The following is a 21481-nucleotide window of genomic DNA, read 5'->3' on the forward strand; positions in this document are numbered from 1 at the left end:
GTACTTTATATTCAAGTACCCAAATCATGCCCACTTTGAGATTGTCCCATGCCAAAACTTGCCAAGCAGCTAACAGACCCCGCAGCCCGGAAAGCCATCATCAAGCCGGAGCCTTACACCTTGGCTTCTGGTAATGGCCTTTTTCTCCTGGTTCTACCCACTGGCTCGAAGCAATGGCAAGTGCGTTACCGAACACCAGAAGGGCAGCGTAGCAAAAAGATAATTGGGATTTATCCCGATGTATCTATAGCGCAGGCTCATGTGCTGGCTGATGGCCTGCACCAAGCCGCGCGTATGGGCCTGGAAGTGACCGGCCTATATGATGACCTCAAGGCAAAAAGAAAATCCACCACAGATGCAGAGATTGAGGCCCAAAGGCAAGAGCAAGATAGGTTGCAGCATTGCTTCACGGTTATTTCTGATAGGTGGCTGGATGACCGAAGGGCTGGATGGCAAAAGGCAACCTATGACAAAAACCAATTCATTGTCAGAAAGAAGTTGCAGCCAGGCATTGGCAACCTTGATGTACGGACAATGGCCAGTAAGGATGTGGTGGACTTGTTGCGTGAGATTGCGGCTCAAACACCATCTATTGCGCCCAAGGCCAGGCAATGCATCAATGGCGTGATTGAGTATTGCATCTTGCGTGGCTTGAGAGGGGATGACCAAGTATTGCGCCTGAAAGGTGTATTCCCAAAGCTCAAGGGTGGGCATATGCCAGCAATTACAAAGTATCAAGAGATAGGTGCATTGATGCGGGCAATAGATGCATATCCGGGTCGCGTAGTTAGATGTGCATTGCTACTGGCAGCGTACACAGCCTTGCGCCCCGGAGTGGTGGCGAGTGCCAAATGGGAGGAAATGGATTTAGAGCAGGGCGAGTGGCATATCCCCGGAAAGGAAGCGGATGGCTCAAACCGGATGAAAACAGGCAATGACCATATTGTGAGTCTACCTACACAGGCATTGGAAGCACTCAAGGAAATGCAGCAATTCGCTGGTGGGCCGTTTGTGTTTCCTGGTGTAGGCAATCGGAACAATCCTCACATTCACCGGGATGCGCTATCTAAAGCGCTTCGTGATATGGGTTTTGCGGGCAAGCACAGTACCCACGGTTTCAGGGCAATGTTGCGCACGGTGGCAAGAGAAAGGCTTAAGGTGGATTTAGACGTACTGGAAGCCCAGCTTGCGCACGCCAAGAAAGACCAGATACAAAGTGCTTATGACCGTACGGATTTTGCAGAGGAGCGGAAATCGGTTATGCAGGCATGGGCTGATTATTTGGATGAACTCAAGGTCGGTGCGCAAGTGATTCAACTCAAGCAGGCATGATGTAAACACCCTGCAACATTGAAGCCGCACAATATCAGCTTACAACCGCGCCTAGCTCGACGGAGCGAAAAATGGATGCCCATCCATCCCGGCGCGGTTTTCATTTTCTGGGCAATGCAAGGGCAAGCATGACTAGCAGTTCTCAAATCTACAAAACCAGCACCAGCTTTAGGCTTTGGGAAGCCGCACTTCTTATCCTTGGTGAAAACCCCAGCAACTGGACACCGGAAAAACTTACTCAAAGCCCGCCCGCTGGCTACACCGCATTGCTAGATGCAATGCTGACCGATGCGGCAACACCTCTTAATGATGGCGACCCTGTAGAGTCGCAACGAAAGCCCGGAACTTGGTATACAGAATATGCTTTGCATATAGAACCAGAATCGCGCCTGTTGGAAAGAGCAGAGATACCCGAGCCGGACAAACAACTAATTCAAGTAGATAGGGGAGTCATTGAAGCGTGGGCAGAGCATAGGGGCTTATCTATTGTCTTACCCACAGATACCGGATTATCAGGGGCTGTAACGCTTGACCTAACCGAGCTCCCAGAAGAGCTACGCATTGCTATTGAGGCGTGGCAGGCGCTAAGTCCTGTAAAAATACCGGGAAAGGCATCCAAGGGGCAGATAGAGGATTGGCTGAAATCTCACCATTCCGCATTGTCCGATTCCGCCCGAGGCAGGATTGCTACAGTGATAAATTGGAATAAAACGGGCGGCGCACCCAAAACACCATAAAAAACCTACCCACCCTTTAAACGCAGTAGCGGCAAGGGCTGGGGCTAACCTACCCACCCCTTTTTAGATACAACCTACCTAACCCTTCTACCTGTTCAACAACCTCATCTTTACCTACAGTGCGTCCATCCTAACTATATGGAGCATTGAATGTCACAGACCCACAACACCACTAACGCCGGAATCCCCAGCGCATTACAACACTTTTCCAGCCTGCCCCCAGAAGCTAATGTAAGGCTTCCTGTTGTCAAAAACCTTTTCTCTGTTGCCTCTGCAACGATATGGCGTTGGAGCAAGAGCGGAATTCTGCCAGCCCCTATCAAGGTCTCGCCGGGATGCACTGTTTGGAATGTGGGCGAACTGCGAGCCGCCCTTGCCGCCATCACTCAAGGGGCAGCGCAATGATTGACTTCAAAGCTATGGCAATAGAGCGAGCAGACAACCGTACTGAAATGCCGGATGAAAATGTCCCAATAGAGTCTGTATTATCAAGCACCGGCTTTGTTAGCAAGCTGATTGAGGAATTCCTCAAGGCATTCCCAGAAGCAAAGGTATTCCATATTGGTGGTTCACCGTTGCCCGATGGTATGGCAAGGGTAGCGTTCTTCATGCCTCTAGATGGAACGCCTTATTGTCAGACCAGTCTTGATTGCTAGGAGGTAGACATGGCATTAGTCACCTCTCTCAAAAGCCTGCCCCTCGACGCAATCCTGCAAAGCAAAGACCCTTGGTACCATGTAGGGGCAGATAGCTTTGTGCTAGCTGGGTTTGACCAGAACGGCCTTGAAGTGGCAAGAGTGAGATTTACGAGGACTGACCGGGACTATAACCCTCTGAATGAAGAGTCTCTCAAAGCGATTTTTGTTGAATATGATGGACTTCTCAACAAATTACCCAAGGGCTTGCTAGCACCGGAGCCACTCAGCCAGGTACACCTATTCATGCAAGATGGGGAGTATGAAGTCCATATCGCCCCAATCAATGACTCGCTCTTCCCTTGTGTCTGGCTTGAGCCTTACCCGCTGAAAGACGCAGACTTTGCTGCATGGGAAGCAAGCCTTTGTGAGTAGCGGCAACCCACTAGCCCACCGTTGTCACCCGCGCTTGCGCGGCCTGTTATCTGCCCTCAATGGGCAGATAACAGGCAACAATCCGCTGGTGGCCCGGTAGGGCCAATAAAATATGATTTTGGTCGTTTAGAGATCAAAAACTTATAGTTTGAAACACTGACACTGGTACGTTGCGAACCAACTAGAAAGCAACACAACTTTTATGCCTCATCGGTTGACTGAACGTCCGGGCATAATCGTATAGGGCTAGGAGGTTCCAGCAAAGGCCCAATCTGTAGGTCTGACCTGACAAGGTGGCTGCGGCAGAGCTGGTGCGGAAAGTAGGGTTAGCTTGACCAAAGGAATCTTATTTTTCTAGTAACGCAGCCTGCCTTTGGAATCGTGCACTGGGATGCTTCCCAGCATAAGCTAATAGTCTCCCTTGCTATGATAGCCGGGCTTGGGAGTCTGTTGCTCATGCTTGGGATATTTTGATTTATATATTTTTAACTTGGGAAATTTAGGGGAAAAAAAACCAGAGAAAGAAAGCTCATGACAGCAGCAACAACCAAATCAGCAACACCGGCAACGGTAGCCAGCAAGAAAAGCCCGGATGCCAGCCCTGACCAGATAGCCCAGATTCAAACACTCAGAGAATCAGGCTATACAGTCGCAATGATTGCCCAAAAAGTCGGCCTCTCACCCAGAACAGTTCATAGATATTTAGCGGCTGGTGGAGTGAAGAAAGGCAAGCTCAAACAGGAACTGATAGAACAGGCCCGGCAGGATGTGCTGAATCTGATTCTGAATGATGAAACAGTCCGATACCAAGCCGCACACCTGCTCGCTGACAACATTGCTCATAGCCAGAACATCCGGGACATTATTTTGAAAGCGTCCCAGCACCTGGAAGCTACAGACCCAGAGTCAGCGGCGGTTGTAATGAGAGCAGCGGCAGCGGCCTCTGCAGCGTTAAAAAATACCTCTGACATGGTAAGGCATAGCCTCCCCCTAGATAACCTCACCGCGGCCCCGGAAACGCTCCCAGAATTGAGCGTACGGGTTATCTCGAACAACGAAGCCAAGGCATTGATGAAGGATGGGGCGGTTGAAGATTCAGGTTTGGGTGAAGAAGGCCCGGCGCTAGATGAGGATGCAGGCCGGGTGATTCTGGGGGAGGATTGAACCAACGCGCTGGTGGGTGGCAGAGCATTGGCCCGGCTTTGTCACCCTGAAATAGATTAGGGATGCTCTCTCACGATGTAGCAGTCCCGGATTGTTGATATGCCTACCATGTTACCCAAGAGCCAGTGCCGCCCGTAGGTGATAGCAAAGCCGGGTAACTCTTCAAAGCCTTCTGCCTCATCCATTTCATCAATTAATGACGCATATTCCTCAACGTGGTGGACTGACACCACAGAGCCAAGCGACAACTTCCGGGCCGGTGTGCTTTGAATGATGCAGCACTCGCCTGAATACACAGCGATTGCTACAGCCTCAGTTCCTGCACTGTTACTATTAAAAAGACAATGAAAATCAGCATGGGGAAAGTGTCGCTCTAAGAAATACCTTTCGTCAGAGTCAACTTGAGTGATATCACACATAAAGCTAGCAAGCTCTTGATGGGTGCATGGGATGGCATTGTTATGTGTATGTGTTGCGGCTTGCATTGTGCTTTCCGTAGTGAAGAAGAAAGCAGTCATCCTATGGGGAGAATATGACAGGTTTGTTATATGTAAAACAAATAAATAAAATATAAATTATTAATTTTACATATAAGTAATCACTTCAATAGTAAGTGCTACATGCAACACACCAGACCCGCAAAAAGTGAATATCTTAGAAACAGAGTGACATAGGGATGACCATGCTCAAAAAAATTTAACTCCAATTTGAAAATCCAAAATCCTTGTTCTTACCTATAAGAGCTAGTTCCCTAGTCTTGGCGTTGTTATATGGTGAGGTAAGAATATCGGGCTTTTGACTAGGCAATGGATATTGAAGTAAATCTATTAGTAGTTAAGCACGCAGAAGCTATATTTCAGGCATCAACGCCTGTTGTTCATATTCGCGGAATAGGTGGCAAGCGATGGAAGCGCAATGTTGCATCAGGTGCTAGGATTGGCCCTTGGTTGCAGGCTGAATATACAATTCTCAATGAAGCAGTCTGGAGAGAACGGAGCGCTTGCCTTTATTTGGTCGCAGGAAGTGACGGAGTTATTCGATATGTTGGAATCTCCAGAAATGGATTAAAGCATCGTTGGCGTACCTCTCCGGCTTATGATGCGGAGACAATGGAACGGCTTTCAGCAAACCAGCTCTTTCATAGCCAGTGCTGGAAACATATTGAGCGCGAGAGCACCCAGAAATCAGGGCAAACATATGAAGTGCGATGCATCAACGGTGCTAGTTTGTTGGCAGTGATTCAGAGGTTGGGGCCGCCACTTTCAGCATTTGCGGTACTAAAGGGAGATGGTGAGGGTATTGTTGCAGGGGTTGAACGCTGGCTATGTAATAATCAAAGCCCAATGCTTGTTTCGTGGAATGTGGCGATGACGGGTAATTAGTATTGTGAGTAGCTTGGTTCTGGGATTCATCATGCTGAAACAATAATTAGATAGACTAAAGTTCTATGTTGGCGTAAGACCTTTTCATAGAACTAACACGGGTAATTCCACATTGGATTTACCCGTTTCTTTTTCCATGCACACCTTTCCTATCCAATATGATACAAGCCGCTCTAATCGCTTTTGTGTGCGTTCTAGCACCACTCTCACACGCCGGAGAGAAAGAGATTATTTATCTAGGCAATGGCAGGTACACATGCAACGGTAGTGACTGCCAAGACTTCAACGCGCGACAGAAACAAATCAATGATGACCGGGATTATTGGGAACGCCGGGAGCGGGAGAGGAAAGCCAGAGAAATAGATGACCGGCTCCACCAGCAGGCAAAAGAAATTTTGAATGGGTCTTACAGGGGCAGATGAGAAAATCCCAAGCGGTGATTCTTTGGTACCAGTTTGGGTACTTTGTTGGATTTTGAATTTGTGTTTGTTATGTATATGTATGAATTTAAATGATAAACAAATTTAATTCGAGTCTCACCGTCGCACCAAGAATTAAATCAAGCTGTATTAAATCGGCTTAAAAACCCGCATGTAACCTAGAGTTTGGCGGGTTTTTTCATTTTTGCTTATCTCATGTGAATTGTTTGTATGTGGAACTAGTTCTTGTTTCATTTAATTGACATGTTATGTCCATAAAGTATTCATTAATGCATTGACTTGCAGAATCTTCCAGAAATTCATACAGGCCTCTCGGGGCCTGTTTTTTTATTTCTGCGTCTTGGGATGGCTCTCTTGAAATATTGGTATGTGTAACTTAGTTGGGGTACCTATCGGCGGTGTGTTGCATGATCGTGCTCGGTGACTTGGTTGTTGGGGTTGGTGTCAATTTGAGGTTGGCTGAATTTTCCGTGAACTAATGTGTTTTTTGTTGGTATAACCTGTATCTCGTAAGGTTATTTTTGTAACAAAAAGTTAATTTTGTTTCATTTTAACCTTGTTTTTACAAGGTTATTTTTGAGCAAAGTTGATATTAAACAGGTGTTAATGGCAAATTCGGCCCCAGATGCGGCATTTCAGACTGTTTGGTTGTAATTTGTATGTTACAATTCATTAACAAATGCGGGGTATGATGCTTTATCAATACTGCTGTCAGGGTAAATAAACCTGATTTTCTTTGGGCTGATTTGTATAGGGTTAGAACGTGCTGGAGAACTACTTCCCGATATTGCTGTTCATCATTGTGGGTCTTGGTGTCGGTGTCGCTCCTATTGTGCTTGGCAAGCTGGTTTCCCCCAATCGGCCTGATGCCGAAAAGAACTCCCCTTATGAGTGTGGCTTTGAGGCGTTTGAAGATGCGCGCATGAAGTTCGACGTGCGCTATTACCTGGTTGCTATCCTGTTTATCCTGTTTGATCTCGAGATTGCCTTTCTTTTTCCGTGGGCTGTGGTGTTGCAAGAAATCGGGTTGTTCGGTTTCCTCGCCATGATAGTTTTTCTGGGAATTCTGGTTGTGGGCTTCGTCTACGAATGGATGAAGGGGGCGCTGGAATGGGAGTGATGCGTGGTGTCGTATGAGTATTGAAGGCGTTCTTGAAAAAGGTTTTGTCACCACAACACTGGATACGGTCATCAACTATACCCGTACCGGTTCCTTGTGGCCGATGACGTTCGGTTTGGCCTGTTGCGCCGTGGAGATGATGCATGCTGGCGCTGCTCGTTATGATCTTGACCGTTTTGGGATTGTGTTTCGTCCTAGTCCTCGCCAATCTGATGTCATGATCGTGGCTGGTACCTTAGTCAACAAGATGGCGCCGGCCTTGCGTAAGGTCTACGACCAGATGGCTGAGCCGCGTTGGGTAATTTCCATGGGGTCTTGTGCCAACGGCGGCGGTTATTATCACTATTCTTATGCCGTGGTGCGTGGTTGCGATCGCATTGTTCCTGTCGATGTCTATGTGCCAGGTTGCCCGCCGACTGCCGAAGCATTGCTCTACGGCATTATCCAGTTGCAGAACAAGATCAAGCGTACCAATACGATTGCACGTTGAGAGCTGACATCATGACGCGTCTGGAACAATTAAAACAACATTTGCAGGAAGTCCTTGGCGAGAGCATGGTCCGTTTGGAGGAACATGTAGGTGAGCTGACTATCGAGTGCAAAGCACCGTGCCTGCTGGAGGTTGCCAATTTATTGCGTGATCATAAGCTGTTAAAGTTTGAGCAATTGATCGACTTGTGCGGCGTGGATTATGCCGATTATGGTGAAGGTAGTTGGTCTGGTTTACGCTATGCCACCGTCTATCATGTCCTGTCCGTGAGCTTGAATCAGCGATTACGTCTGCGTGTGTTTGCCTCTGATGATGATTTCCCGGTGTTGCCGACAGTGGTTGATATCTGGCCGGTTGCCAACTGGTTCGAGCGCGAGTCATTTGATTTGTTCGGCATTATGTATGAAGGCCACCCAGATTTACGTCGCCTGCTGACCGACTATGGTTTTGTTGGCCATCCGTTCCGCAAGGATTTCCCAATGATAGGCAATGTGGAAATGCGCTATGACCCTGAGCAGCAGCGCGTCGTTTATCAGCCTGTGAGCATAGATCCGCGTAACAATGTGCCCAGGGTGATCCGCGAAGAGGGCGTTCATCATGGCTGAAATCCGTAATTACACCATGAACTTCGGTCCTCAGCATCCTGCGGCGCACGGTGTGTTGCGCCTGGTGCTGGAGTTGGATGGTGAGGTGATTCAGCGGGCTGATCCGCATATCGGCCTACTGCATAGAGGCACGGAAAAGCTCGCTGAAAACCGTACTTATCTGCAATCCGTACCCTATATGGATCGCCTGGATTACGTGTCCATGATGGCGAACGAGCATGCCTATGTCATGGCTATCGAAAAACTGCTCGGCTTGGACGTGCCTCTGCGTGCGCAATATATCCGCGTCATGTTTGACGAGATTACCCGTATCCTCAATCACTTGTTGTGGCTGGGCGCGCATGCACTGGACGTGGGGGCGATGACGGTGTTTCTTTATGCGTTCCGTGAACGCGAAGATTTGTTCGATTGCTACGAAGCGGTATCTGGGGCACGTATGCATGCGGCCTATTACCGTCCTGGTGGCGTTTATCGCGACCTGCCGGATCGCATGCCGCAGTATGAAGAGTCTGCGGTGCGCAGCAAGGAGGACGTCAAGCAGCTCAATGAGAACCGTCAGGGTTCAGTGCTGGATTTTATTGAGGATTTCACTAACCGCTTCCCGGCTTATGTCGATGAGTATGAAACACTGCTCACCGATAACCGTATCTGGAAGCAGCGTACCGTTGGCATTGGTGTGGTGTCGCCAGAGCGAGCATTGGCACTGGGCCTGACTGGCCCTATGTTGCGTGGCAGCGGCTTTGCCTGGGATTTGCGCAAGAAGCAGCCTTATGAAGTATATGACAGGCTGGATTTTGACATTCCGGTCGGCGTGAATGGTGATTGCTACGACCGCTATCTAGTGCGTATGGAAGAGTTCCGCCAATCCAATCGCATCGTCAAGCAATGTATAGATTGGCTGCGCAAGAACCCAGGGCCAGTCATTAGCGATAACACCAAGGTAGCGCCGCCACAGCGTGAGGAAATGAAGCACGATATGGAAGCGCTGATCCATCATTTCAAGTTGTTCACCGAAGGGTTCCATATCCCCGCTGGCGAGGCTTATGCTGCGGTCGAGCACCCTAAGGGAGAGTTTGGCATTTACCTGGTCTCCGATGGTGCAAACAAGCCATACCGCCTCAAGATTCGCGCACCTGGGTTTGCACATCTTGCAGCGCTGGATGAGATGACGCGTGGCCACATGATTGCCGACCTGGTGGCGATTATCGGTACGCAGGATATTGTATTCGGAGAAATTGACCGATGAGTTTGTCTGCTGAAGCTTTAGCCAAGATTGATCGCGAATTAACCAAGTATCCACCTGAGCATCGCCAGGCAGCTGTGATGTCTGCGCTGCGCATTGCACAGACTGAAAAAGGTTGGCTCTCCAAGGAAACTATCAGCGAAGTGGCTGATTACTTGGGCATCCCTGCGATTGCTGCGCTGGAGGTGGCGACTTTCTACAACATGTACGAGTTGGAGCCTGTAGGCAAGTATAAGATTACGGTGTGCACCAATATTTCCTGCATGCTGCGCGATTCCTCCGAGATTGTTGAGCATTTGCAGAAGCGTCTTGGTATTGGTTTTAACGAGACTACTGCCGATGAGCGCTTTACCCTGAAGGAGGGCGAGTGCATGGGATGTTGCGGTGGGGCGCCGTTATTTCATATCAACAATAGCGAAATGCATGAGTTTCTCACGCCGGAGAAAGTAGACCAGATACTGGAGGGTCTCGATAAATGAGCGCGACACAAACTCTGGTTTGCCTGCGTACTGTTGGCCAGGATAACCCCGCCTCGCTGGATACCTATCTTAAGCTGGGTGGGTATGCGCAGCTGAAGCGATTGGTGACGGAGAAGGTCAAGGCCACCGAGGTGATCAGTCAGGTCAAGCTTTCTGGCTTGCGTGGACGTGGCGGAGCGGGCTTTCCCACTGGCCTCAAGTGGAGCTTCATGCCACGCTATTTCGATGGCACCAAGTATCTGGTGTGCAATACCGATGAAGGCGAGCCTGGAACCTTCAAGGACAGGGACATCATCCGCTACAACCCGCACCAGCTCATCGAAGGGATGGCGATTGCCGCCTATACCCTGGGTGCACGGGTGGGTTACAACTATATTCACGGTGAAATCTGGCAGGATTACGAGATATTCGAGAGGGCGCTTGATGAAGCACGCGCCGCTGGCTATCTCGGAGAGCACCTGTTTGGCACCGATTTCAGTTTCGATCTTTATGCAGTGCATGGCTACGGCGCTTATATCTGTGGCGAGGAAACTGCATTGATCGAGTCGATAGAGGGCAAGAAAGGGCAGCCAAGATTCAAGCCGCCTTTTCCTGCCAGCTACGGCGTGTTTGGCAAGCCGACCAATGTGAACAATACGGAGTCATACACGTCGATACCATGGATCATGGAGCACGGTGGCCAGGCTTTTCAAGAGCTTGGTGTCGCTAACTCAGGGGGAACCAAAATCTTCTCGATCTCGGGTCATGTAGACAAGCCCGGGAACTATGAAGTGAACATGGGTATCCCTTTTACTGAGTTGCTGGCACTGGCCGGAGGTGTATGGAAGGGGCGCCAGTTGAAAGCCGTCATCCCCGGAGGGCCGTCAACTGCCGTTTTACCAGCTTCAGCCATCATTGGAGCGACCATGGATTACGATGGTCTTTCCAAGGCAGGCTCTAGCCTGGGCGCCGGCTCCATGATAGTCATGGATGAAACCACCTGCATGGTGAAAACTCTCAAGCGCTTATCCTATTTCTTCTTCGAGGAATCGTGCGGTCAATGTACGCCCTGCCGTGAAGGCACTGGCTGGTTGTACCGCGTGATCAAGCGTATTGTCGATGGGCAAGGCAAGCTTGAAGACTTGGATTTGCTCACGGATGTTAGCAGCAATATCTCCGGGCGTACCATTTGTGCATTGGGCGATGCGGCGGCAACACCGGTGCTGAGCTTCATCAAGCATTTCCGTCCTGAATTTGAATACTACATTCGCCATGGAAGCAGCATGGTAGAAGATCGCCTGGCTGGAAAGCTTCAGGCAGAGCAAGAGGTGGCCTATGCTTAATATCGAGATTGATGGCAAGCAGGTCGAGGTTGAACACGGTTCCACCATCATTGATGCGGCAGATCAGCTTGGTATTGCCATTCCGCGTTTTTGCTATCACAAAAAGCTTTCCGTAGCGGCCAACTGCCGCATGTGCCTGGTGCAGGTGGAAAAGTTTGCCAAGCCATTGCCGGCTTGTGCGACGCCAGTTGCGGATGGCATGAAGATATTTACACGCTCCAAGGCAGCTGTTGAGGCGCAGCAGAGCGTAATGGAGTTTTTGCTGATTAATCACCCGCTGGATTGCCCGATCTGCGATCAGGGTGGTGAGTGTGATTTGCAGGATATTGCTGTCGCTTACGGTGCTCCAGCCTCACGCTACAGCGAAGAAAAACGCGTTGTCATCAATAAGAATATTGGCCCACTGGTATCGACTGACATGACGCGTTGCATCCAGTGCACGCGTTGTGTGCGTTTCCTCAAGGAAGTGGGCGGCATGATGGAGCTGGGGCTGATTAACCGCGGCGAACATGCGGAAATTACGGCTTATGTCGACAAAAGTGTAGATTCGGAGCTTTCCGGCAACATCATTGATTTATGCCCAGTGGGGGCATTGACCAGCAAGCCTTTCCGCTACACTGCGCGCAGCTGGGAGTTGACCCGCCGCCCCTCTATTGCGCCGCATGATGGACTTGGTGCCCATATCGAGGTGCATATCAAGGATGGCAAGGTGCTGCGCGTCTTGCCGCGCGAAAAGGAAACCATCAATGAGTGCTGGCTTTCTGACCGGGATCGTTTCTCCTATGATGGCTTGAATAGTCCGGATCGGCTCAAGGTGCCCATGGTCAAGCATAATGGCACCTGGCACGAGACTGACTGGAAAACTGCACTGGAGCTAGCCGCAGGCCAGATCAAGGATATCGTGAATAGCGAGGGTGGCGACGCGCTTGGCGTGCTGGTCTCCCCCAATAGCACTATGGAAGAGGCTTACCTTGCGACCAAGTTTGCGCATGGTCTGGGCTCCGATAACGTCGATTACCGTTTGCGCCATACCGACTTCCGTCATGACGGCAAGCGCCTGGGCGTGATCTGGATGGGCTGCAATATCCCTGATGTGCAGGAAATGGACCGCATCCTGGTGATCGGTGGCAACCTGCGCAATGAACATCCCTTGCTGGCCCAGCGCATCCGCCGTGCGGTTGCGAATGGCGCGGAGCTTTCCGTGGTGAATCCGCTGGATGACGACCCGTTGATCCCGATCAAGCACAAGGCTATTTGTTCGCCGAACGACATGGTGAATGTGCTATCGCAGATACTCAAGGCGGTGTCTGGCATGGAGCGGCTTTCCTTATGTCTGCCCAAATCGCTGAGTGAGTTGCTGGAAGGCGTGAAGGTGTGGGATAACAGCAAGGCTATTGCCCTTAGCCTGACGGGTCATGGCGAAACCATGGACTTGATTAGCCCCCGTTCTGCTGTATTCCTCGGCAATATTTCCCAGCATCACCCGCGCTACACCGAAATATTCAGTCTGGCCGAGGCGATTTCCTCTCTTTGTGGCGCGACTTTCGGCGTATTGAGTGCTGGTGCCAACAGCGTTGGTGCGAATCTGGTTGGAGCGATGCCCAAGGCGGGTGGCTTGAATGCCCGCACCATGCTGGAGTCGCCACGCAAGGCGTATTTGCTGATGAATGTGGAGCCTGAGCTGGATTGCCATAATCCAAGTCTGGCAACCAACGCGATGCAGCAGGCCGAATGCGTTGTAGCGTTGACGGCATACAAGTCAGAGGCATTGGAACGCGATGCCGATATCATGTTGCCGATCGCACCTTTCACCGAGACTTCGGGTACTTTCATGAGCATGGAAGGGCGTGTTCAGAGCTTCACTGCCGTGACCAAGGCATTGGGCGAAGCGCGACCAGGCTGGAAGGTATTGCGCGTACTAGGCAATCTAGCCGGTGTTAGCCATTTCGACTATGACAGTACCGAGCAGGTCAAGAATGAAATTTTTGGGGGCGAGAAACCATCAACCGTGGTTTGGCGCACATTGAACAATAATCTGCGTGAGCTGATCGATGTCGAGATCAAGGTCAAGCTGGATAGCGATTTACAGCGTGTGGGGGAGATTCCCCAGTTTCAATCCGATGCGATTGTTCGTCGATCAACACCGTTACAGAAAACGCGGCAGGTTGTGAAAGCGGTACTGGCAGCCTTACATCCTGAACAGATGCAGAAGTTGGGCATCCAGGATGGTGAGCGTATCCTCGTCAAGCAGGGCGAAGGCAGTGCTGTGCTGGAGGCACATGCGGATATCCGTGTGCCACATGGCTGTGTACGCATCCCGGGGGCTTTGCCGCAAACCGCGGGTTTGGGCGATTTGCTGGGCGAGATCACGGTAGAGCGTATTCCTGCCGAGCAGCCTATGGATGAGGTGGTGGCATGATAGAGCAAGTGCAAACCTTGTTAGGCCCGCTGTGGACGGTAGTCTGGACGCTGCTTAAGATTATCGCGATCGTTCTGCCCTTGATGGGCGCGGTGGCTTACCTGACATTGGCTGAGCGCAAGGTAATCGGCTTTATGCAGGTGCGCCTGGGGCCTAACCGTGTTGGGTATCGCGGCCTGTTGCAGCCCTTGGCCGACGGACTCAAGCTGCTGATGAAGGAAATCATTATCCCCAGTGCGGCAAACCGTACCTTGTTCCTGCTAGGCCCGGTGCTGGCGATTGCGCCTGCGCTGGCGGCGTGGGCAGTTGTGCCGTTTGACCTGACGCTGGTGCTTGCAGATATTGATGCTGGCCTGCTTTATATCTTGGCGATGACTTCCGTTGCCGTGTATGGCGTGATTATCGCGGGTTGGGCTTCCAACTCCAAATATGCTTTCCTTGGGTCGTTGCGTTCCGCTGCGCAGATTGTCTCTTATGAAATCGCCATGGGCTTTGCCTTGGTCGGCGTATTGATGTCTGCCAACAGCCTCAATTTGGGCAAGATCGTGCTTGCTCAGTCTGGTGGCTTCTGGCAATGGTACTGGTTACCGCTGTTTCCCTTGTTTATTGTGTATTTCATCAGCGCGGTGGCTGAGACTAACCGTGCGCCATTTGACGTAGCCGAAGGTGAGTCAGAAATCGTGGCAGGCTTCCATGTGGAGTATTCCGGCATGGCCTTTGCTGTGTTCTTCCTCGCGGAATATGCCAATATGATCTTGGTGGCGATGCTGGCTGCGTTGATGTTCCTTGGCGGCTGGCTATCTCCAGTGCCTTTCCTGCCAGACAGTATCTTGTGGCTGCTGTTGAAGGTCGCCGCCTTGCTGTTCTTCTTTCTCTGGTTCCGTGCCACCTTCCCGCGCTACCGTTATGACCAGATCATGCGCCTGGGCTGGAAGGTGTTTATTCCTGTCACGCTGGTCTGGATATTATTCGTTGGCGCGATGATGCAGACTCCTTGGGCATATTTGTTCCATTGAGTAATAGGCTGACTTGAAAAACGATTTTATTGAGAAATTAGATGATTACTAAGATAAAAGAGTTATTCGCAAGCTTTATGCTGCTTGAGCTGGTCAAGGGGATGGCCTTGACTGGGCGCTATTTCTTTGCCCGCAAAATCACCGTGCAGTTTCCCGAAGAGCGCACGCCGATTAGTCCTCGATTCCGTGGTTTGCATGCGCTACGTCGCTATCCCAATGGCGAAGAGCGTTGTATTGCCTGCAAATTATGCGAAGCTGTATGCCCAGCGATGGCGATCACGATTGAGTCCGAGCAGCGCGAAGATAATACTCGCCGTACCACACGTTATGACATTGATCTGACCAAGTGCATTTTCTGCGGGTTTTGCGAAGAATCCTGTCCTGTTGATTCGATTGTTGAGACGCGGATTTTTGATTATCACGGCGAGCAGCGTGGAGATTTGTTGTACACCAAACCCATGTTGCTCGCGGTGGGTGATAAGCACGAAGAGCAGATAGCCGCCGATCGTGCGGTGGATGCACGGTATCGCTAGAAGTGAATCAATTATAAAAAGCTACGAGGAGGAGTGATGGATATAGCGTAATCGACTGCGCTGGTATCCACATAGGAGATCACCATGATATTCCAGGATTATGTTTTTTATGCCCTAGCTGCCATCCTGTTGTTTGCAGGCCTGCGCGTTATCACGGCACGCAACCCGGTACATGCTGCGTTGTTCCTGGTATTGGCTTTTTTTACTGCGGCAGGTATCTGGTTGCTGCTGGAAGCCGAGTTCCTCGCCATTGCCTTGGTGCTGGTGTATGTCGGGGCGGTGATGGTGCTGTTCCTGTTTGTCGTGATGATGCTGGACATCAATCTCGACAAACTGCGTGAAGGGTTCTGGAATGCCTTACCCGTTGCCTTGCCGGTTGGTCTGCTGATGGCTGCCGAAATGGTGATGATACTGGGTAGCAAGCATTTCAGTGCAGACATGTTGACAGCGCCGGCGCCCAAGCCAGCGGGCTACAGCAATACTGCCGAGATAGGGCGGCAGCTATATACCGATTACCTGTTGCCATTTGAATTGGCCTCGGTGGTGCTCCTGGTCGCGATTGTGGCGGCGATTGCACTGACATTGCGGGATCGCAAGGATTCAAAATTCATGGACCCAGCCCAGCAGGTCAAGGTCAAGCGCGCAGACCGTGTGCGTATCGTCAGCATGCCAGCAGAAAAGGAAGTGATCGTGGCTTCCGAACCTGTGATTGAAAATAAATGATGGGGATGAATCAATGAGTGTAGGACTTTCTCACTACCTGATCCTGGGATCGATATTGTTTGCGATCAGCGTGATTGGCATCTTCCTCAACCGCAAGAACGTGATTGTATTGCTGATGGCAATCGAATTGATGTTGCTAGCCGTTAACATGAACTTCATTGCCTTCTCGCATTACCTGAATGATATTGCCGGGCAAATTTTCGTCTTCTTCATCCTGACTGTGGCTGCGGCCGAATCTGCGATTGGCTTGGCGATTCTCGTCTTGCTGTTCCGCAATTTGCGCACCATCAATGTCGATGATATTGGCAGCCTGAAAGGATAAACCATGCAATTGCGAGTGTTCAGTTGGCCTGTGTTGTTGATGTCTGGAGTATGGGCATGACGGTACAAAGCCTTTATATCTGGATTCCACTGCTGCCATTATTTGCGGCTGCCGTGGTCGGCCTGTTTGGTCGCCAGTTGCCCAGAGCTTCTGCACATTGGCTCACGATAGCCGGTGTCGCTGCTTCATTTGCATTGTCTGTTTGCGTGTTTATGGATGCATTGCACGGTAATGTGTTCAATGGCTCGGTATATACATGGCTCACCAGTGGCGGGCATGTTTTTGAAGTAGGTTTCCTGGTTGATCGCCTGACGGCCACCATGATGGTGGTAGTGACGTTTGTCTCATTGATGGTGCATATCTACACGATTGGCTACATGGCGGAAGACCCCGGCTACAGCCGTTTCTTTAGTTATATCTCTTTATTCACCTTCTCGATGCTGATGCTGGTGATGAGCAATAACTTCATGCAGCTTTTCTTTGGCTGGGAAGCAGTGGGCTTGGTGTCCTATTTGTTGATTGGCTTCTGGTACAAACGGCCAACCGCTATTTATGCCAACCTCAAGGCCTTTCTTGTCAACCGGGTTGGAGACTTTGGCTTCCTGCTTGGTATCGGCATGGTGTTGTACTACCTGGGTAGCCTGGATTATGCAGCCGTGTTTTCGATGGCACCGCAATTTGCCGATACCACGGTGGAGCTGATTCCGGGGCATGCGTGGTCATTGATGACGGTGATTTGCATTTTGCTGTTTATCGGGGCAATGGGTAAGTCAGCTCAAGTGCCCTTGCATGTATGGCTGCCAGACTCGATGGAAGGCCCAACGCCGATCTCTGCATTGATCCACGCTGCGACGATGGTGACAGCTGGTATCTTCATGGTAGCGCGTATGTCGCCCTTATATGAGCTATCAACGACCGCTTTGTCTTTTGTGCTGGTGATTGGTGCAATCACGGCCTTGTTTATGGGTTTTCTCGGCATCATTCAGCATGACATCAAACGCGTGGTCGCGTATTCCACTTTGTCGCAGCTTGGTTACATGACAGTGGCCTTGGGTGTTTCCGCGTATTCGGTGGCCATTTTTCACTTGATGACGCATGCCTTCTTCAAGGCACTGCTGTTCCTCGGTGCCGGCTCTGTCATCATGGGCATGCATCATGACCAGGACATGCGCAACATGGGTGGCTTGCGCAAATACATGCCTATCACCTGGATCACTTCGCTGATTGGGTCTTTAGCCTTGATCGGTACGCCATGGTTCAGCGGCTTCTACTCCAAGGACTCCATCATCGAGGCAGTCGCTTTCTCTCATATCCCCGGGAGTGGTTTTGCTTATTTTGCTGTGCTGGCAGGCGTGTTTGTCACGGCTTTCTATTCCTTCCGTATGTATTTCCTTGTATTTCATGGCAAGGAAAAGTGGATGCAGCATGATGGTCACCAGGCACATCATCAGGAGCATGAGCAGCATCAGCATACACACGATGATGCGCATGCGGACGACCATGATGAACATCATCATGGACTGGGGCCGAACGACAAGCCACATGAGTCACCCTGGGTCGTGACATTGCCTTTGATCTTGTTGGCAATCCCTTCAGTGCTGATCGGTTATGTCGCGATTGATGTGATGGTCTTTGGTGATTACTTCAAGGACGTTATCCATGTCGATCACCAGCAACACGGTGCTATGCACGAGCTAGCCCATCACTTCCATGGTGCAGGGGCGATGGCATTGCATGGCCTGACTTCGTTGCCATTTATCCTTGCGGCATCTGGCGTGGCATTGGCCTGGTTCTTCTACATGAAGCGCCCGGATATTCCGGCCGCCATCAAGGCGAGATCCGGGTGGCTCTACCGTATTTTGGACAATAAGTATGGTTTTGACAGCTTCAATGAGAAGTTCTTTGCTGCTGGCTCACGCTTCTTGGGAGGCAAGCTCTGGCAGATCGGTGATGTGAAGTTGATCGATGGTCTGTTGGTAAATGGATCTGCTCGCCTGGTGGGTTGCATTGCAGGCCTGGTCAGACGCTTGCAGACTGGCTTGGTGTACCACTACGCCTTTGCCATGATTATCGGCGTTTTCCTCCTGCTCACTGTCTTCATGAAAATATAACAAGCTATGAATGACTTACCATTGTTAAGCCTGTCTATCTGGGTGCCTATCCTGGCGGGCGTGATCGTACTATTCACTGGCGGGGATAAGAATGCCAACGCTGCGCGCTGGCTTGCCCTAGTCGGCAGCATTGCCGGCTTTGCAGTGACTGTGCCGCTTTATCTGGGATTTGATACGCAATATGGCGGCTTTCAGTTCGTCGAGCGCTTGCAGTGGATTCCTGCCTTCAATATCCAATACCACCTGGGTGTTGACGGGATTGCGGTGCCTTTGATCCTGCTGACCAGTTTCACGACGTTTATTGTCGTCATCGCGGGCTGGGAAGTGATTGAGAAGCGCGTTGCACAATACATGGCAGCTTTCCTCATCATGTCTGGCATCATGATAGGCGTGTTTTCGGCCCTGGATGCCATTCTCTACTATATTTTCTGGGAGGCCATGTTGATCCCCATGTTCTTGGTGATCGGCATTTGGGGTGGGCCTAACCGGGTCTATGCCACGATTAAGTTCTTCCTCTATACCCTGCTTGGCTCATTGCTGATGCTGGTGGCGTTTATCTATCTCTATCATCAGAGCGGCAGTTTTGATATTGCCGAGTATTACCGTATGCCGTTGGCCTTGGACGTGCAGATATGGATATTTATCGCCTTTTTCATGGCTTTTGCCGTCAAGATTCCGATGTGGCCTGTACATACTTGGTTGCCGGATGCACACGTTGAGGCGCCGACAGGGGGGTCTGTTGTGCTGGCGGCAATTGCTCTCAAGCTCGGAGGTTATAGCTTCCTGCGTTTCGCCATGCCGATTGCCCCTGACGCTTCGCATTACCTGGCAGGCTTCATGATCACCCTGTCATTGATCGCCGTGGTGTATATCGCGCTAGTGGCGCTGGTGCAGAAGGATATGAAGAAGCTGATTGCTTATTCGTCCATCTCGCATATGGGCTTCGTCACCCTGGGCTTTTTCCTATTCAACCCGCTGGGCCTGGAAGGAGCGATCGTGCAAATGATTTCGCACGGGTTTATTTCTTCCGCCATGTTCCTCTCGGTGGGCGTTTTGTATGACCGCATGCACTCACGTCAGATCGCAGATTACGGTGGTGTAGTCAACACCATGCCGGTATTTACAGCGTTTGCGGTGTTGTTTGCCATGGCCAATGCTGGCTTGCCTGGTACATCCGGTTTCGTCGGTGAGTTCATGGTGATTCTGGGGACAGTGCAAGTCAATTTCTGGTATGCCTTCCTTGCAGCCACTACGCTGATATTTGGCGCGGCTTATACCTTGTGGATGATCAAGCGCGTTTATTACGGCGAGATTGCCAATCCACAGGTGGCAGCCTTGAAAGACATCAATCGACGAGAGTTTTTTATCCTGGGTCTGCTGGCTATCCTAGTCTTGGGTTTTGGTCTTTATCCCCAGCCCATTACCGAAGTGACCCACGCAACCGTCAACCAGTTGCTTGAGCATATGGCGCTGAGCAAGCTGCCGCCACTGTAATCGCGACGAGAATATACCGACATGAATGCCATATCTTTTGACCTGATGACAGCATTACCGGAAATCGTCGTGCTAACGATGGCGATGCTGATCCTGCTGCTGGACCTTTTTCTTAAGCCCTCTAGCCGCTTCTTGATCTATGTGTTGTCCCAGTTGACCCTGGTGGCTGCCGCCAGCATTACCCTGCTCACGCATTCCACGGTCATAGAGTATGCCTTCAATGGCATGTTTGTGGATGATGCCTTGGCGGATATTCTGAAGCTGGGTATCTATTTGGCAACGTCGGTGACGTTGATCTATACACGTAGCTATATCACATTGCGTGGTATGTTCCGCGGTGAGTTCTATGCCTTGGTGCTTTTCTCCACGCTTGGCATGATGATCATGGTCTCGGGGCAGCACTTCCTTACGCTCTATATCGGCCTTGAATTACTTTCCTTATCTCTTTATGCCCTGGTCGCTCTGGATAGGGACAATGCTAGCTCAACTGAAGCGGCGATGAAGTATTTTGTGCTGGGTGCGTTGGCTTCTGGCATGTTGTTGTACGGTATGTCCATGCTGTATGGCGTGACTGGTAGCCTGAATGTGTCAGAGGTCGCAGAATCTTTGATGAATGGTGCGCCAGATCATGGCGTGCTAGTGCTGGGCTTGGTATTTATTGTCGCTGGGCTTGCTTTCAAGCTGGGGGCAGCGCCGTTCCAGATGTGGGTGCCCGATGTCTATCATGGTTCGCCCACTGCAGTGACGCTATTTATCGGCTCGGCTACCAAGATTGCCGCTTTTGCCATGGTCGTGCGCTTGCTGATCCAAGCAATGTTTGTACTCGCTGCAGATTGGCAGGGCATGCTCATCATCATGGCAGTGTTGTCGATGGTGATCGGCAATATTGCTGCGATCGCCCAGACCAATATCAAGCGCATGCTGGCTTATTCCACCATTTCTCATATCGGCTTTCTGTTGCTTGGTTTTCTCAGTGCCAGCCTCAATGGCTATGCCTCCGCGACTTTCTATATCCTGTCGTATGTGCTCATGACATTGGCAGGTTTCGGCATCATCCTGTTGCTGAGCCGCCAGGGATTTGAGGCGGATAAGTTGGAAGATCTTAAGGGGCTGAACCAGCGTAACCCTTGGTATGCATTCCTGGTGTTGCTGGTGATGTTTTCCATGGCGGGTATTCCCCCGACCTTGGGCTTCTACGCCAAGTTCACTGTGCTGCAGGCTGCGTTGCAGGCAGGCTTTACCGTTCTGGTAGTATTTGCCGTGATCATGGCGCTGATTGGTGCTTTCTATTACCTGCGTGTCGTGAAATATGTGTACTTCGACGAGCCGGATGATCACAGTGAGATTGCGGCACCAATTGACATGAAGCTGGTCTTGAGTATTAATGCTATTGCTTTACTTGTACTCGGCATGTTGCCGCAGCGTCTGATGGATGCTTGCGCGTATGCCATTATCCATAGCATTCAATAATCAGGTCAG

At 50.7% G+C, this 21481-nt stretch carries 21 protein-coding genes; 20 read left to right on the forward strand and 1 reads right to left on the reverse strand.

Going from position 1 to position 21481, the window contains the following annotated elements:
• Positions 1-48: 48 nt before the first annotated feature.
• The 5 genes from ACIKP9_RS00125 to ACIKP9_RS00145 all read left to right on the forward strand — a co-directional run bounded on the left by ACIKP9_RS00125 (position 49) and on the right by ACIKP9_RS00145 (position 4303).
• Positions 49-1332, forward strand: coding sequence for a tyrosine-type recombinase/integrase (locus tag ACIKP9_RS00125; RefSeq protein WP_400877664.1), 1284 nt, complete (start codon positions 49-51; stop codon positions 1330-1332).
• A gap of 71 nt (positions 1333-1403) precedes the next feature.
• The gene (locus ACIKP9_RS00130; protein WP_400877667.1) at positions 1404-2069 is read left to right on the forward strand and encodes a hypothetical protein; all 666 of its coding nucleotides are present in this window, start codon (positions 1404-1406) and stop codon (positions 2067-2069) included.
• Positions 2070-2470: 401 nt separating this feature from the next.
• On the forward strand, positions 2471-2725 hold the full coding sequence (locus ACIKP9_RS00135; RefSeq protein WP_400877670.1) for a hypothetical protein: 255 nt from the start codon (positions 2471-2473) through the stop codon (positions 2723-2725).
• 9 nt (positions 2726-2734) lie between these two features.
• Positions 2735-3139, forward strand: coding sequence for a hypothetical protein (locus tag ACIKP9_RS00140; RefSeq protein ID WP_400877673.1), 405 nt, complete (start codon positions 2735-2737; stop codon positions 3137-3139).
• 531 nt (positions 3140-3670) lie between these two features.
• Positions 3671-4303, forward strand: a complete 633-nt coding sequence (locus ACIKP9_RS00145; protein WP_400877676.1) for a helix-turn-helix domain-containing protein — start codon at positions 3671-3673, stop codon at positions 4301-4303.
• A gap of 56 nt (positions 4304-4359) precedes the next feature.
• Here ACIKP9_RS00145 and ACIKP9_RS00150 read toward each other — a convergent pair whose 3' ends face one another.
• Positions 4360-4788, reverse strand: coding sequence for a hypothetical protein (locus tag ACIKP9_RS00150; RefSeq protein WP_400877678.1), 429 nt, complete (start codon positions 4786-4788; stop codon positions 4360-4362).
• A gap of 321 nt (positions 4789-5109) precedes the next feature.
• Here ACIKP9_RS00150 and ACIKP9_RS00155 point away from each other — a divergent pair, with 321 nt between their 5' ends.
• From ACIKP9_RS00155 to nuoN, 15 genes are all read left to right on the forward strand, one after another.
• Positions 5110-5685 carry a hypothetical protein gene (locus ACIKP9_RS00155; RefSeq protein WP_400877681.1) on the forward strand — a complete coding sequence of 192 codons (576 nt, stop codon included), beginning with the start codon at positions 5110-5112 and terminating at the stop codon, positions 5683-5685.
• Positions 5686-6888: 1203 nt separating this feature from the next.
• Positions 6889-7245, forward strand: coding sequence for an NADH-quinone oxidoreductase subunit A (locus ACIKP9_RS00160; RefSeq protein WP_400877684.1), 357 nt, complete (start codon positions 6889-6891; stop codon positions 7243-7245).
• 13 nt (positions 7246-7258) lie between these two features.
• Positions 7259-7735: a NuoB/complex I 20 kDa subunit family protein gene (locus tag ACIKP9_RS00165; protein ID WP_011480281.1), complete on the forward strand. Its 477-nt coding sequence runs from the start codon at positions 7259-7261 to the stop codon at positions 7733-7735.
• Between the two features lie 11 nt (positions 7736-7746).
• Positions 7747-8340 carry an NADH-quinone oxidoreductase subunit C gene (locus tag ACIKP9_RS00170; RefSeq protein WP_400877686.1) on the forward strand — a complete coding sequence of 198 codons (594 nt, stop codon included), beginning with the start codon at positions 7747-7749 and terminating at the stop codon, positions 8338-8340.
• Positions 8333-9586 carry an NADH-quinone oxidoreductase subunit D gene (locus tag ACIKP9_RS00175; RefSeq protein WP_400877689.1) on the forward strand — a complete coding sequence of 418 codons (1254 nt, stop codon included), beginning with the start codon at positions 8333-8335 and terminating at the stop codon, positions 9584-9586. Before ACIKP9_RS00170 ends, ACIKP9_RS00175 begins: the two co-directional genes overlap by 8 nt.
• Entirely contained in the window at positions 9583-10062 is a 480-nt protein-coding gene (gene nuoE, locus ACIKP9_RS00180; protein ID WP_230346660.1) for an NADH-quinone oxidoreductase subunit NuoE, read from the forward strand. Before ACIKP9_RS00175 ends, nuoE begins: the two co-directional genes overlap by 4 nt.
• Positions 10059-11384 (forward strand): NADH-quinone oxidoreductase subunit NuoF, encoded by a 1326-nt coding sequence (nuoF, locus tag ACIKP9_RS00185; protein WP_400877692.1) that lies wholly within the window; start codon positions 10059-10061, stop codon positions 11382-11384. The genes nuoE and nuoF overlap by 4 nt, the downstream gene beginning before the upstream one ends.
• Complete coding sequence (gene nuoG / locus ACIKP9_RS00190; protein ID WP_400877695.1) at positions 11377-13803, forward strand: NADH-quinone oxidoreductase subunit NuoG; 2427 nt, start codon at positions 11377-11379, stop codon at positions 13801-13803. The genes nuoF and nuoG overlap by 8 nt, the downstream gene beginning before the upstream one ends.
• Complete coding sequence (nuoH, locus tag ACIKP9_RS00195) at positions 13800-14819, forward strand: NADH-quinone oxidoreductase subunit NuoH (RefSeq protein ID WP_230346663.1); 1020 nt, start codon at positions 13800-13802, stop codon at positions 14817-14819. The genes nuoG and nuoH overlap by 4 nt, the downstream gene beginning before the upstream one ends.
• Positions 14820-14860: 41 nt before the next feature.
• Complete coding sequence (nuoI, locus tag ACIKP9_RS00200) at positions 14861-15352, forward strand: NADH-quinone oxidoreductase subunit NuoI (protein WP_400877699.1); 492 nt, start codon at positions 14861-14863, stop codon at positions 15350-15352.
• 84 nt (positions 15353-15436) lie between these two features.
• Positions 15437-16075 carry an NADH-quinone oxidoreductase subunit J gene (locus ACIKP9_RS00205; protein WP_400877702.1) on the forward strand — a complete coding sequence of 213 codons (639 nt, stop codon included), beginning with the start codon at positions 15437-15439 and terminating at the stop codon, positions 16073-16075.
• Between the two features lie 13 nt (positions 16076-16088).
• The gene (nuoK, locus tag ACIKP9_RS00210) at positions 16089-16397 is read left to right on the forward strand and encodes an NADH-quinone oxidoreductase subunit NuoK (RefSeq protein ID WP_011480272.1); all 309 of its coding nucleotides are present in this window, start codon (positions 16089-16091) and stop codon (positions 16395-16397) included.
• 56 nt (positions 16398-16453) lie between these two features.
• Positions 16454-18508 (forward strand): NADH-quinone oxidoreductase subunit L, encoded by a 2055-nt coding sequence (nuoL, locus tag ACIKP9_RS00215; protein WP_400877705.1) that lies wholly within the window; start codon positions 16454-16456, stop codon positions 18506-18508.
• Positions 18509-18514: 6 nt separating this feature from the next.
• Positions 18515-20002, forward strand: coding sequence for an NADH-quinone oxidoreductase subunit M (locus ACIKP9_RS00220; protein WP_400877708.1), 1488 nt, complete (start codon positions 18515-18517; stop codon positions 20000-20002).
• Positions 20003-20023: 21 nt separating this feature from the next.
• Positions 20024-21472 (forward strand): NADH-quinone oxidoreductase subunit NuoN, encoded by a 1449-nt coding sequence (nuoN, locus tag ACIKP9_RS00225; protein WP_400877710.1) that lies wholly within the window; start codon positions 20024-20026, stop codon positions 21470-21472.
• The last annotated feature ends 9 nt before the right edge of the window (positions 21473-21481 follow it).

The organism is Methylobacillus methanolivorans, assembly GCF_044751345.1.
Taxonomy (GTDB): domain Bacteria; phylum Pseudomonadota; class Gammaproteobacteria; order Burkholderiales; family Methylophilaceae; genus Methylobacillus; species Methylobacillus methanolivorans.